At 60.7% G+C, this 13,683-nt stretch carries 10 protein-coding genes and 1 pseudogene; 6 read left to right on the top strand and 5 right to left on the bottom strand.

What is annotated here, in order from left to right; genetic code table 11:
* Positions 1-28: 28 nt before the first annotated feature.
* The 5 genes and pseudogenes from kdpB to GM154_RS25885 all read right to left on the bottom strand — a co-directional run.
* Entirely contained in the window at positions 29-2,074 is a 2,046-nt protein-coding gene (gene kdpB, locus GM154_RS03740; RefSeq protein ID WP_219651039.1) for a potassium-transporting ATPase subunit KdpB, read from the bottom strand.
* Between the two features lies 1 nt (position 2,075).
* Positions 2,076-3,776, bottom strand: a complete 1,701-nt coding sequence (kdpA, locus tag GM154_RS03735; protein WP_219651038.1) for a potassium-transporting ATPase subunit KdpA — start codon at positions 3,774-3,776, stop codon at positions 2,076-2,078.
* A 10-nt stretch (positions 3,777-3,786) separates the two neighbouring features.
* Positions 3,787-3,876: a K(+)-transporting ATPase subunit F gene (kdpF, locus tag GM154_RS03730; protein ID WP_010795812.1), complete on the bottom strand. Its 90-nt coding sequence runs from the start codon at positions 3,874-3,876 to the stop codon at positions 3,787-3,789.
* 151 nt (positions 3,877-4,027) lie between these two features.
* Complete coding sequence (locus GM154_RS25890) at positions 4,028-4,756, bottom strand: methyl-accepting chemotaxis protein (protein WP_374940298.1); 729 nt, start codon at positions 4,754-4,756, stop codon at positions 4,028-4,030.
* A 132-nt stretch (positions 4,757-4,888) separates the two neighbouring features.
* Positions 4,889-5,593 (bottom strand): annotated as a pseudogene (locus GM154_RS25885) (cache domain-containing protein); the annotation flags it as partial.
* A gap of 315 nt (positions 5,594-5,908) precedes the next feature.
* Between GM154_RS25885 and GM154_RS03720 the strand changes: the two are divergent.
* The 6 genes from GM154_RS03720 (at position 5,909) to GM154_RS03695 (ending at position 13,502) form a co-directional block, all read left to right on the top strand.
* Positions 5,909-6,802, top strand: coding sequence for a chemotaxis protein (locus tag GM154_RS03720; RefSeq protein ID WP_074822021.1), 894 nt, complete (start codon positions 5,909-5,911; stop codon positions 6,800-6,802).
* Between the two features lie 82 nt (positions 6,803-6,884).
* Entirely contained in the window at positions 6,885-7,163 is a 279-nt protein-coding gene (locus GM154_RS03715; RefSeq protein ID WP_010795815.1) for a DUF3820 family protein, read from the top strand.
* Positions 7,164-7,340: 177 nt separating this feature from the next.
* Positions 7,341-9,464, top strand: a complete 2,124-nt coding sequence (locus tag GM154_RS03710; protein WP_219651036.1) for a TonB-dependent siderophore receptor — start codon at positions 7,341-7,343, stop codon at positions 9,462-9,464.
* Between the two features lie 93 nt (positions 9,465-9,557).
* Positions 9,558-10,286 (top strand): DUF4198 domain-containing protein, encoded by a 729-nt coding sequence (locus GM154_RS03705; protein ID WP_219651035.1) that lies wholly within the window; start codon positions 9,558-9,560, stop codon positions 10,284-10,286.
* Between the two features lie 124 nt (positions 10,287-10,410).
* Complete coding sequence (locus tag GM154_RS03700) at positions 10,411-12,171, top strand: ATP-binding protein (RefSeq protein ID WP_258019721.1); 1,761 nt, start codon at positions 10,411-10,413, stop codon at positions 12,169-12,171.
* A complete protein-coding gene (locus GM154_RS03695; protein ID WP_010795819.1) occupies positions 12,168-13,502 on the top strand; it encodes a sigma-54 dependent transcriptional regulator in 1,335 nt (444 codons plus the stop codon). The genes GM154_RS03700 and GM154_RS03695 overlap by 4 nt, the downstream gene beginning before the upstream one ends.
* Positions 13,503-13,683: the final 181 nt, after the last annotated feature.

Below are 13,683 nucleotides of genomic sequence, written 5' to 3'. Positions count from 1 at the left end.
AACGATTCTCCTAAGGAAGACCGGCCGCTCAGGCCAGCCCTACGGCAGTCAACACCATATCGATCAGCTTGATTCCCACGAACGGCACCAGCAGGCCGCCGAGGCCATAAATCAGCAGGTTACGGCGCAGTAATTGGCTAGCATTGGCGGCCTGGATACGCACACCGCGTAGCGCCAGGGGTATCAGCACCACGATGATCAGGGCATTGAACACAATGGCGGACAGGATCGCGCTTTGCGGACTGTGCAGGCCCATCACGTTAAGTGCACCCAACTGCGGATAAATACTGGCGAACAATGCTGGCAAGATGGCGAAGTATTTGGCCACGTCATTGGCGATGGAAAAGGTGGTTAGCGCACCACGTGTAACCAATAGCTCCTTGCCCACCTGCACGACGTCCAGAAGCTTGGTAGGGTCGGAGTCCAGATCCACCAGGTTGGCCGCTTCGCGAGCCGCCTGGGTGCCGTCGTTCATGGCCATGCCTACATCAGCCTGGGCCAGCGCCGGAGCATCGTTGGCTCCATCACCGCACATGGCGACCAGCTTGCCGTCCGCCTGTTCCTCACGGATGCGGGCCAGCTTTTTCTCAGGCGTGGCTTCGGCGATCACATCATCAACACCCGCCTCGGCCGCAATCGCCGCGGCGGTCAGCGGGTTGTCACCGGTTACCATCACGGTGCGGATACCCAGCTTGCGCAGCTCGGCGAAACGCTCTCGGATACCGGGCTTGACCACATCCTTCAGGTGAATGGCTCCGAGCAGCTGCCCATCGGCACAGACCAGTAGCGGTGTTCCGCCATCCTTGGCAATGCGGTCGATCTCGCGGGCCAGCACATCCGGCAGGTGGCTGCGTGTCATGCCCAGAAAACGCAGCACGGCGTCCACTGCCCCCTTTCGGTAGACGTGGCCGTCCCAATCAATACCGGACAGGCGTGTCTCGGCGCTAAAAGTGATCGGCGTGACCGCATCACGGGCAGGCTCGTTCATGGGATGTAGAGCCCGCAGGTATTCGACGATGGATTTGCCCTCAGGGGTATCGTCCACCAGTGACGCCAGCAGGGCGCCTTCAGCCAGCTGTTTGGCCGTAATGCCGCTTGCCGCATACATGGCGCTGCACCGGCGGTTGCCAAAGGTGATGGTGCCGGTCTTGTCCAGCAGCAGCGTATGCACGTCCCCGGCAGCCTCCACAGCACGGCCGGATTTGGCAATCACGTTCAGTCGCACCAGACGATCCATCCCGGCAATGCCAATGGCCGAAAGCAGGCCGCCAATGGTGGTCGGAATCAACGTCACCAGCAGCGCCGCCAGGTACAGCATGGGCAGGTCGCCACCGGCATAGCGAGCAAAGGGCTGAAGCGTAGCGACCACCAGGAGAAAGATGAGCGTCAGGCCGATCAGCAGGATATCCAGCGCGACCTCGTTAGGCGTCTTCTGCCGCTTGGCCCCTTCCACCAGGGCGATCATGCGATCCAGCGTAGATTCGCCCGGATTGGTCGTGATGCGCACCAGCAGCCAATCCGAGACGATCTGGGTATTGCCGGTTACGGCCGAGCGATCCCCGCCGGACTCACGGATGACCGGGGCGGATTCGCCTGTAATGGCCGCCTCGTTGACAGCAGCGATCCCCTGGACGACCTCACCATCTCCCGGAATCAGCTCACCTGCCTCGACGCGGACCACATCTCCTTTGCGCAACCCCACGGCCGGCACCATTTCGAACAGACCGTCCGAGGTCTGGCGACGGGCCATAAGGTCCTGCCCTACGCCTTTCAGGCTATCGGCACGCGCCTTGCCGCGTCCCTCGGCCAGGGCTTCGGCAAAGTTGGCAAAGAGCACCGTGAACCACAGCCACAAAGTGATTTGTACGGCCACGGCGGTACTCACTCCGGCTTGCGGCAAAAAGCACAGCACGGTGGTGAAAACGGCAGTCAGCTCCACAACGAACATGATCGGCGAGCGCACCAGCTGCCGTGGGTCCAGCTTCACGAACGCCTGGACCAGCGCTGCCTGCCAGAGCGGTTTGCCGGGCGCAGGCGCAGCGGCAGCAGTGGTCGGTTGGGTATGCATGTTCATATCAATGTCCACCGAAAAGCATCAGTTGATCGGCAATCGGCCCAAGGGCCAGGGTCGGCAGGAAGGTCAGGCCACCTACCAGAAGGATGGTCAGGGTTAGCAGCGTGACGAACAGTGGGCCGTGAGTAGGAAAGCTGTTTGGCCCCTGCGGTACGGTACGCTTGGCGGCGAGGCTCCCGGCAATGGCCAGTACCGGCAGGATGTAGCCATAACGGCCAAGCAGCATGGCCAGCCCCTGCATCAGATTGTGAAAGGGCGTGTTGGCACCGAACCCGCCAAAGGCCGAGCCGTTATTGGCGGTGGCGGAGGTATAGGCATAAAGCAATTGGCTGAAGCCGTGGGGGCCGGGGTTGCTGATGGCCGATACCGGTCCCGGCAAGCTGATGGCCAGAGCCCCCAGCACCAGCACGCCCAGCGGCATGACCAGAAGTGTTGCCACTAGCAGGCGAACTTCCCGCGCTTCAAGCTTCTTGCCCAGGTATTCCGGGGTGCGCCCCACCATCAGCCCGGCCAGGAACACCGCAATCAGCACGTTGAGCAACATGCCGTAGAGCCCGGCGCCTACCCCGCCAAAGATGACCTCCCCCAGCATCATGTTGAACAACGCCACCAGCCCAGACAGCGGCGAAAGGCTGTCATGCATTGCATTGACTGACCCGTTGGAGGCCGCCGTGGTGGCAACCGACCAGAGCACCGAGGCTGTGATGCCAAAGCGGCTTTCCTTGCCCTCCAGCGAGGCGCCCTGCTCAACCGCCAGCGAGGCCAGGGCCGGATTGCTCTGCCATTCGGACCACAGCGATACGCCTATGCCGATCAGCAAAAGGCCCAGCATGCAGGCCAGAATCGCCCGGCTCTGCCGCAGATCCTTCACATAATGGCCAAAGGTAAACACCAGTGCGGCCGGGATCAGCAGCAGCGAGACCATTTCCAGGAGATTGCTCAGCGCCGTCGGGTTTTCGAAGGGGTGCGCGGAGTTCACGCCAAAAAAGCCACCGCCATTAGTGCCCAACTGCTTGATGGCGATCTGACTGGCGGCTGGCCCCAGCGGTAAGGCCTGCGTACCGCCCTGGGCCGTCTGGGCGTCGATATAGGCCGAAAAAGTTTGCGGAACGCCCTGCCAGATCAGCAACACGGCCAGCACCAGGCTGAGCGGTAGCAGGATATAGAGCGTCGCGCGGGTCAGGTCGACCCAGAAATTACCCAGTGCCAGCGCGCTGCGGCGGGTAATGCCGCGGCTCAAGGCTACCAGCACGGCAATCCCGGTCGCAGCACTTACGAAGTTTTGTACGCCCAACCCTACCATCTGACTGAAATACGACAGCGACGCCTCACCGCTGTAGGCCTGCCAGTTAGTGTTGGTGACAAAGCTGATCGCCGTGTTCAGTGCCAGGGTCCATTCAAGACCCGGCAGATGCTGCGGATTGAGCGGCAGATACGCTTGCTGCAGAAGCATCAGAAACAAGGCCAGCAAGCCGACCAGATTGAACATGAGCAGTGCCAGGGCGTATTGCTGCCAGCTCTGCTCATGATGGGAATCGACTCCGCCAAGGCGATAGCCCACCCGCTCCAGCGGCGCCAGGACCGGGGTAAGCCAGGTGCGCTCGCCTTCGAGGGCACGGTAGAAAAAACGCCCCAGAAGAGGCGCTGGCGCTAGGAACAACGCCAAAAACAGGAAAATCAACAAGCCATCGGCAGTGCTCATGGTCGTGGCCTCACGAACGGTCGGCGCGCATCAGCGCCACCAGCAGGTACACGAACAGGCCCACGGCCAATAGCAGGCACAGGCTATCCAGAACGCTCATGACTCTCTCCTTTACGCGGCACGACCGCTGATGGAGAGCATTGTCGGGAGGAGTCCTGTAAAGGATCGAGACGTAAGCCCCCAGGGAGGCGTAAAGAAAGCGTTAAGAAATGCAGGGCGACCCGTCAGGACCGGCCCTGCAAGGGAAGGTATTACACCTTGAACTGGCCGAGCAGATGACCCAACTGATCGGCAATGCCACGCAGCTGCTGGCTGGCCTGACTCGTCTGCACGCTCGCCGTGGCGTTGGTTTGAGCAAGGCCGGCCACCTGCACGACGCTCTGATTAATCTCCTCCACCACATGGGACTGCTGCAGGGTAGCGCTCGCAATCGAGGCGTTTACCGCTGCAAGGTTACGCAGGGTCTGGTTGATCTGCTCAAGGCTGTCGCTGGCCTGACCGGCCTGCTCGATGGTGTGCTGCGAAGCCTGCCGGCTCTCCTGAATGACCCGAACCGCCGCGCCTGAATTGGCCTGCAGCCGCTCGATCATGGCATGAATTTCCTGGGTGGACTTCTGCGTGCGCTGTGCCAGAAGCCTGACCTCATCGGCCACTACCGCAAACCCGCGCCCCTGCTCACCGGCACGTGCTGCCTCGATAGCAGCGTTAAGGGCCAGGAGGTTGGTCTGGTCGGCAATGGAGCGGATCACGTCCAGTACGGTGCCGATCTGGGTACTCTCCTGCGCCAGTGATTCGATGACCTGGGCGGCCTGAAGAATGGTATCTGACAACCCTTCGGTCTGGTGGAGGCTGGTCTGGATACTGACCTGCCCCTGATCGGCCCGACGCTCAGCACACTGCACCTCGCCTGAGGCCTGCTCGGCGTGGCGGGCCACGTCCTGGATGGCATGCGTCACTTCATTAATAGCCGTGGCGAGCATATCCATCTGCTGGGTCTGGGTATCGCTGTGCCGCTGGCTTTGGGCCGCAATGGCACCCAGCTCACCCGAATGACGATCCAGCGAATGAGCAGCCGTCAGTAGCTGACGAATGAGTTCACCCAAATGCTCCGAAAACCGGTTGAAATGGCGGCCCAGCTCAGACAACTCGTCACGACCCGACGTGTCGAGCCTGTGGGTCAGATCGGCCTCGCCACTGGCGATACTGGCCATCGCCCTGACGGTCGACGTCAGCGGTCGGGTAATGCTGCGCTGAATGAGAAAGATCAAGACGCCCATGAGCAATACGATGACGGCCCCGACGCCTGCCGTCTGCCAGACCTGTGCGCGAAACTCGGCCTGCAGATCATCCAGGTAGACGCCTGTTCCCAGTACCCAGCCCCAGGGCTCGAACTGCTTGACGTAGGAAACCTTGGGCACTGGCTCACTGGCGCCGGGCTTGGGCCAACGGTAGGCCACAACCCCACCGCCGTTTTTCGCCACGACTACCATCTCATTGAACAGCGCTTTGCCGTCAGGATCTTTATAGGTAGAAAGGTCCTGCCCGTCGAGCTTGGGGTTCATCGGATGCATGACCATGCGCGGTTGCAGGTCGTTGACCCACAAGTAGTCGTTGCGACCGTAGCGAAGCGCTTTGAGCACGGCCAAGGCGCCTTGCTGCGCCGCCTCACGGCTGAGCGTGCCGCCCGCTTCCAACGCCTGAAAATGTGTGAACACACCCAGGGCGGTTTCGACCACATGCTGCGTCTTTTCGGCCTTGCCCTGATAGAGGTGCTCATAGGAGGCCCTGAGCGTCAGCGCGCCGAAGGCCAGCAGCATCAGGGCCGCGACGGTCAGGATCAACCACAGACGCGCACGAACGGGGTATTTGCGTAAGACATCCATGCAACAGGCTCCTGTTTATTATTGTTGAAGCTCACATGACATGACGGTGCCCGGACTCTTTTTCGGGCTGTCTTTGGATTCATCGACTCCCTTTCGGGGATCTGAAGCCCGACCCGATGACTGGCTACGCTCGCCCGGCCAGTGGCTCTTTGGGCGGATGCGACAGAATGAAGCAAGCTTTCGCCTAAACCTTCGCGTCTATTGGCCGATAGTCCTGGCAGCCAAGTTGAACTCCTGAACAGGTCGCACATGCCCAAGCACAATCCGTCCGATGACTCCCTCTCGCTGCTGCTGTTCTCATTGCGCAGCGGAAAGCTCATGGCCATCAACCTGCTCAAGGTCAGCGAAATCATTCCGTGCCCGCCCCTGACGCGCATGCCTGAGTCGCATCCACATGTCAAAGGCGTCACGACCCTGCGAGGCGCCTCGCTATCGGTGATTGACCTGAGCCGTGCCATTGGCGAACAGCCCCTGGTCGACCCTTCTGGCGGCTGCCTGATCGTGACCGAGATCAGCCGTACCAAGCAGGCGCTACACGTCCAGAACGTTGCCAAGATCATTCACTGCCGGTCGAGCGACATCATCCCGCCCCCCTTCGGCTCGGGTAGTCGCGCGTTTGTCACCGGCGTGACCCAAGTGGAAGGCACGCTGGTTCAGGTGCTGGATATCGAAAAGGTTATCCATGGTATTGCACCGCCTGCCATACCGCAGACGCCTTCGGCCCTGAACGAAGAAGACATTGAAGCCCTAGAGGCAACGCGTATCTTGATCGTGGATGACAGCCAAGTCGCGCGCAACCTGTCGCTTCATGCCTTGCAGACATTGAATATCCGCTGCCATGTTGCCCGCAGCGGCAAAGAAGCCATTGAAAAGCTTCTAGAGCTACAAGGCACAGATGATGAGATCAACGTGGTTGTCTCCGACATTGAAATGCCGGAAATGGACGGCTACGCCTTTACCCAGAGCCTGCGCGAGAGTCCAGACTTCAGCAGCCTCTATGTGCTGCTGCATACGTCACTGGACAGCTCCATGAACAGCGACAGGGCCAAGAAGGCAGGTGCCAACGACGTACTCACCAAGTTCTCTCCACCGGAGCTGACCCGCTGCGTGATTCGAGCGGCCCATGCCGTTCAGGGGCGCTGACCTCGCCTGTCAGCCTCGATACGGTAGAATGTCCGGGTCCGGTGAAGATCCGGGCATTCCAACCGTTACCCTGTGAGGCTTTATGGACCCGAAGGATCTGCAACTGCTGGTGACCCGTGAAATGCCCTATGGCAAATACAAGGGTCGCGTCATTGCCGATCTACCCGGCCATTACCTCAACTGGTTCGCCCGCGAAGGATTTCCCAAGGGCGAAATCGGCCGCCTGATCCAGCTGATGCAGGAGATCGACCACAACGGTCTGTCACCGCTGCTCGAACCGCTGCGCAAAGCGCACCCGCCCAAGTCTGGAACCCGCTTTCCAGACAAACCTGTAAGGCCCAAGCGGTTCTCCTTCGACTAGACGTCTTTCTTCCGCCTAAACACCTGAGGCGTTAGGACAACGCATTCCGTGCTCATCGCATTCCAGACGACGCAATCAAGTTGCTACCAACTCGTTATTGATAACGATTATCATAATATATAGCATCCGCATCCTATCTCCGCGTCTGGCGGTTCTTACCAAGGAAAAGAAGAAGAAATGCGGCGTCTTATCGTCCCCGTGCTCTCTCTGCACGCCTTCACCTGCTATGCCCAGGAAACCTCATCCGACTCCGAGCCAGCCTCGTTATCGCAGATGGAAATCACAGCCAACGTGACCGAAAGCGCTCAAGGCCCCGTTGAAGGTTATCGGGCAACCCGTTCGGCCAGTGCCACCCGTACCGATACGGCCATCCACGAGACGCCGCAGTCCATTAGCGTAGTGCCGCGTCAGGTCGTAGAAGACATTGGTGCCACCCGCCTTGAAGATGCCCTGGACTACGCGGGGGGCGTAGAACGAGGCAACAACTTTGGCGGACAGGGTCTGACTGAGTTCCTGGTGCGGGGCTTTAGTACCCAGGAGTTCTACCGCAACGGCTTTGCCGTCAACCGTGGCTATCCCAACATGCCGGATGCCAGCACGATCGAGCGCCTAGAGGTACTTCGTGGCCCTGCATCCATGCTGTATGGCCGAGGCGACCCGGGCGGCACGTTTAATATTGTCAGCAAGCAGCCCCAGGCCGATCGGAAAACCGTTCTGGGCAGCCAGTTCAACACCCAGGGGCTGCGCCGCGGCACGCTGGACACCACCGGCGCACTGGATGAAAACGCCGAATTTACCTATCGCCTGAATCTGGTGGCTGAAGGCAGCGACAGCTTTCGTGACCATGTGGAAAGCGAACGGTACAACGTAGCGCCCGTGCTGCGCTGGCAGCTGAGCGACCGTACCGCCGTGATCCTAGAGGGCGACTACCTGCACAACCGCCATCCTATGGATCGGGGCGTTACCCGTTATGCCACCCAGGCCGGTCAGCTTCCACGCGATCGTTTCCTGGGCGAGGAAGACGCCGGCAAACTTCGTAATGAAAACGCCACCACCCAGCTGCGTCTGGAACACCAGCTCAATGACGACTGGGCCATTCGTGGCGGAGTGCAGTATCTCGACGGTAGCCTGGACGGCGGCGCCGTAGAGAACAATGGACTGGCAGCCGATGGCCGCACCATTGGCCGGAACTATAGCGAGCGCACCCTGGAATGGGACGATATAGCCTTCCAGACCAACGTTGAAGGCCACTTCAAGACGGCGGGTTTTGCTCACACCCTGCTGGCTGGTGTCGAGTATGACGATTTCAATTACACATCCTTTATCCGCCGCTCCAGCGGCAGCGTCAGTGCCTTCCCGCTCGACCTCTATGCGCCGGTGTATGGCCAGCCGCTGCCTGCCCTGACCCGTACGACCACCCATGATGACGAGAACCTGAAGTCTTACGCGCTGTACCTGCAGGATCAGGTCGAACTTACCGACCGGCTCAAGGCCCAGGTTGGTGCGCGGCTGGAGCGCTTCGAGCAGCAGTACACGAACTACCTGTCCGCATCAGGCAGCTGGGAGCAAGCACATAACGCCGTCTCGCCTCGCTTCGGCCTGGTGTATGACCTGACCGACTCGCTGGCCGTGTATGCCAACACGGCTCGCTCGTTCAAGCCCAACCGGGGCGCCGATCGCAGCAGCCAGGCCTTCGACCCGGAAAAAGGCATCGCCTACGAGACTGGCATCAAGTACGACGTGCCGGAGCATGACCTGAGTATTACGGCAGCCCTGTTCCATATCACCAAGGAAAACGTCCTCACATCGGACCCGCTCGACAGCAATTACCAGATTGCGGCAGGCGAAGTGCGCAGCCGTGGCTTCGACCTCAGCCTGGCTGGCAATATCACGCCGCAATGGCGCGTTATTGGCGGTTATGCCTATGTCGATGCCGAAGTGACCAAGAGCACGACGTCTACCATGCCCACCGGCAGCCGTCTGGCAAACGTTCCCAAGCACAGCGTGAATCTGCTCAATACCTATGAATTCGATTCGGGTCTGTTGAGCGGGCTGGGCGTGGGCGTTGGCCTCAAATACGTAGGCGACCGCAAGGGCAGCACCTCGTCCACGGCGTTCGACATGTCGTCCTATACCGTGGTCGACCTGCTTGCCTATTACTCGCTGACCGACCGTATTCGCCTGAACCTCAACCTCGACAACGTCTTCAACGAGGAATACGACGAGCGTGCCTGGGGTTCGATCTGGGCCTACCCCGGTGCGCCACGCACCCTGCAGGCCGGAGTTTCCATCACCTTGTAAGCCGAACGCGGCGTGTGTCGGATTCATCGCCTGCACACGCTTCGCTTTTATCGAAACGCTGTATCCCGTCACGCTCGCTACAGGAACCTCGACATGAATACCAAGCACACCCTGGTGGCCGCCACCCTTGCGTTGTCCGTTTTCAGCGGCTCGCTGTTTGCCCATGCGCTCTGGCCGGAGGAGCGCCGCGGCCAGATCGAAGTAGTCTTTGGCGAAGGCGCCGAAGAGGACGCCTATGACCCTGCACGGATTTCCGGTGCCTGGGCATACGACACCTCCGGCAAGCCCGTACCGATCACGGTTGAAAAGCAGAGCGACCATGCGCGTCTGAAACCGGCCGCTACACCAGCGGTGCTGGCGGTTGCACTGGACAATGGCTATTGGGCACAAGGCCAGGACAAGAAGTGGGTGAACAAAGGGGCAACTGAGGTATCGGGCGCCCTCGCCTCAGGACGCTATTACAAGTACAGCCTCGCGGTTATGGAAAAAGACGCCAAGCTGCCCTCTCTGGACGCACTTAAATTCGCCATTATTCCTCAGCGCGATCCATTGGCCGTAGAGCCGGGTGAGACGCTGGAGGTGCAAGTCCTGCTCGACGGCAAGCCCGCCTCCGGTATCAAGCTGTACGACGATGTGATCAACGACCCTGATCACATCAGCGTCACGACCGATGCCCAGGGCCGGGCACAGATTACGGTGCGCCATCATGGTCGTAACGTGATCGGCGCCAACACGGAGGTCAAGCAGGACGACCCCAACGGCCGCGTGCGCGGGATGTTTTCCACCCTGGTCTTTGTCAGCCCGAGCGACCACCACCATTGATGCCGGCGTAGACCTCTGAAACAGCCCTGTCACCGGAAAGCCGTTCACGTGCATTTCGGTGACTGGGCTGTCAGTACCGGCCGAACGCAGTATGATCCGTGCTCCGCTGATCGCGAAGTCTGCCATGCGCCTGTCCCGTTCCTCGCGTCTGTTCGTTGCCTCGCTCGTCATCGTGGCTGGTGCCGTGCTGGTGGCCTATGCCGCCACACGTCAGGCTGAGCGCTATGCCCTGCGCGAAGCCGGTGCCCTGAGCGAAGAGCAGCTGCACCTTTATGCCCGCAACCTGCAAACCCTGATCGACCGCTACCGCTCCTTACCCGCCGTTCTGGCACTTGATCCCGAGATGAGCCAGAGTCTGGCCGGGCCCCTGAGTACCGAAGCCCAGCATCGGCTCAACCTTAAGCTCGAACAGCTCAACCGGGCCGCTGGCTCATCCACGTTGGAACTGCTCGACCGCACGGGCCTTGCCGTGGCTGCCAGCAACTGGCGCTTGCCCACCAGTTATGTAGGGCATAACTACGGGTTTCGTCCCTATTTTCTACAGACGCGCACCCGGGGGGCAGGTCGTTTCTATGCAGTAGGCGTCACCACAGGCATACCCGGCTACTTTCTCTCCCAGGCGGTGACGGCCGACGACGGCACCTTTCTTGGGGCTATTGTGGTCAAGCTGGAATTTCCAGAGCTTGAACACTCCTGGAGCCAGCAGCCGGATATCATCCTGGTAAGCGATGCGCGTGGAATCGTGTTTATCGCCAACCAGCCGGGGTGGCGCTACCGCATCCTCGAGTCGCTAAGGCCCGATGACCATGCCGAACTTGAGGAGACCCGGCAGTACAACCGTCAGCCCTTGTTGCCGCTCACTTATCAGCCCATGAACACCCTGGCGCAGAATCAGCGCCTCACCCGGGTCCACGGCCCCCTGGGCGTGCAGGATTTTCTCTGGACTTCACTGCCCCTCACCGAAGAAGGCTGGACGCTGCACCTGCTGCGTGATCGCTCTCGTCTTCCTGCCACGGCCCAAACCACGGGCCTTGCGGCCGCCGGTGCCTGGTTTGCCCTGGTCTTCGCCCTGCTCTTTCTTCAGCAGCGACGGCGTCTGGCCCGTGAGCGCCAGCGCAGCCGTAATGAGCTGGAGCGTCTGGTCGAAGCCCGTACCGCCGACCTGCGAACCGCCCAGGACGGTTTGATCCAGGCCGCCAAACTGGCCGCGCTCGGGCAGATGTCCGCCGCCCTCGCCCATGAGCTGAACCAGCCGCTCACAGCCCAGCGCATGCAGCTGGCCAGCGTTCGCCTCCTGCTCGACCAGCAGCGTCACGATGAGGCTCGCCAGAGCCTTGTCCGTATCGATGAACTCCTGGGCCGCATGGCTGCGTTGACCGGTCATCTGAAAACCTATGCCCGCAAGACGCCTGCCGGTCTTCGCGAACCGCTGGATCTGGCCTGCGTAGTAGACAAGTCCTTCGAGCTGTTGGCGCCACGGGTCCAGAACGAGCGGGTCGACGTCAGCCTGCGCATGAGCCGACCCGCCAAGGTGCGTGGTGATGCCATCCGTCTTGAGCAGGTGCTCGTCAACCTTCTGCGCAATGCACTGGATGCCATGGCGGATAAATCGATTCGCCAGCTGGATATTGCTCTGACACCCGAGCGAGGCCGTTGGCTACTGTCCGTCACGGATTCCGGCGGCGGGATTGCAGAAGAACATCTGAGCCAGGTTTTCGACCCGTTCTTCACCACCAAGCCGGTCGGTGAAGGATTGGGCCTTGGCTTAGCCGTATCGTACGCTATCGTCCACGAACTGGGCGGCGAGCTGACGGTTGACAATACGGCCCAGGGCGCGCGTTTTATGTTGACCCTGCCCATGGTGATCGAAGAGGACCCAACATGACGGACCGCGTAATCGTCATCGATGATGAATCCACTATCCGGGAAGCCATCCAGCAATGGCTGCAACTCTCGGGGTTCGAGGTCGCGTTGTATGCCAGCGCCGAGGCCTGCCTGGCGCAGCTGACGCCTGACTTCGCCGGTGTGATCATCAGCGATGTCCGCATGCCCGGCCTGGACGGGCTCTCCCTGCTCGAGCAGCTTCAGACCTTGGACAAGGACCTGCCGGTCATCCTGCTGACCGGCCACGGCGATGTGACCATGGCCGTCGAAGCGATGCGCCAGGGTGCCTATGATTTCCTGGAAAAGCCTTTCAGCCCCGAGGCCCTGCTCGGCAGCCTCAAGCGCGCCCAGGAAAAACGCCGTCTAGTGCTGGAGAACCGGCGCCTGCACGATCACTCGGATCAGAAAGCCCAGCTGGCTGCACGGCTGATCGGCTATTCACGCCCCATGGAAACGCTGCGCAGACAGGTGCTTGAACTCGCCAATACGCCCGTCAATATCCTTCTGCGGGGTGAAACGGGTAGCGGCAAGGAGCTGGTCGCCCGTTGCCTGCATGATTTCAGCACCCGTAGCGCCAAGCCCTTTGTCGCGCTCAACTGTGCCGCCATCCCCGATACGCTGTTCGAGGCTGAGCTGTTCGGGCATGAGAGTGGCGCCTTTACCGGGGCAACCGGCAAGCGGATCGGCAAACTGGAACATGCTAACGGCGGCAGCCTGTTTCTCGATGAGATCGAAAGCATGCCTCTCGCCCAGCAGGCCAAGCTGCTGCGAGTCCTGCAGGAGCAGCAGCTGGAGCGGCTCGGCTCCAATCAGAGCATTCCTGTGGACCTGCGCATCATTGCCGCCACCAAGCCTGACCTGCTGGAAGAAGCCCGTGCCGGCCGGTTCAGAGAGGACCTTGCCTACCGTCTCAACGTAGCGGAGCTTTACCTGCCACCGCTGCGCGAGCGCCGTGAGGACATCCCCCTTCTGTTCGAGCATTTTCTCCAGCAGGCTGCCAAACGCCTGGGCCGCGAACCCGGCACGCCCAGCGGTAACCAGTTGGCGCGCCTTCTGGCCCATGACTGGCCGGGCAATGTCCGGGAGCTGGCCAATGCGGCCGAGCGGCATGTGCTGGGCCTGGATAGCGGCGCTCCGCAATCAACTGCGGACCTTTCCCTCTATGAGCAAATGGAAGCCTTCGAGGCACAATGCCTGCGTAATGCGCTGGCCCGGCATAAGGGCGACATAAAAGCCGTACTGGAAGAGCTCAAGCTTCCACGGCGTACCCTCAATGAAAAAATGCAGCGCCATGGGCTGATGCGTGAAGTCTTTCTAGAGACAGACGGCTGACCCCAGGCTTAATCTGCAGTGACTATAGGCGGAAATCCGCTTATGGTTTAAAGGCCTTCGGCAATATTTCGCTTACGCCCTCCTCTACAACCCGCTGGATACGGCCAGCACCCTGATGGCACGCCTCGTGCAGTCAGGATGACAAGCCGTGCGTTCACGCAGCGGCATACAACAATGATAA

The organism is Pseudomonas sp. MAG002Y (genome assembly GCF_019400845.1).
Lineage (GTDB): Bacteria > Pseudomonadota > Gammaproteobacteria > Pseudomonadales > Pseudomonadaceae > Chryseomonas > Chryseomonas luteola.
The sequence above is the reverse complement of the archived record's forward strand: the minus strand, read 5'-3'. Positions and strand labels throughout refer to the sequence as shown.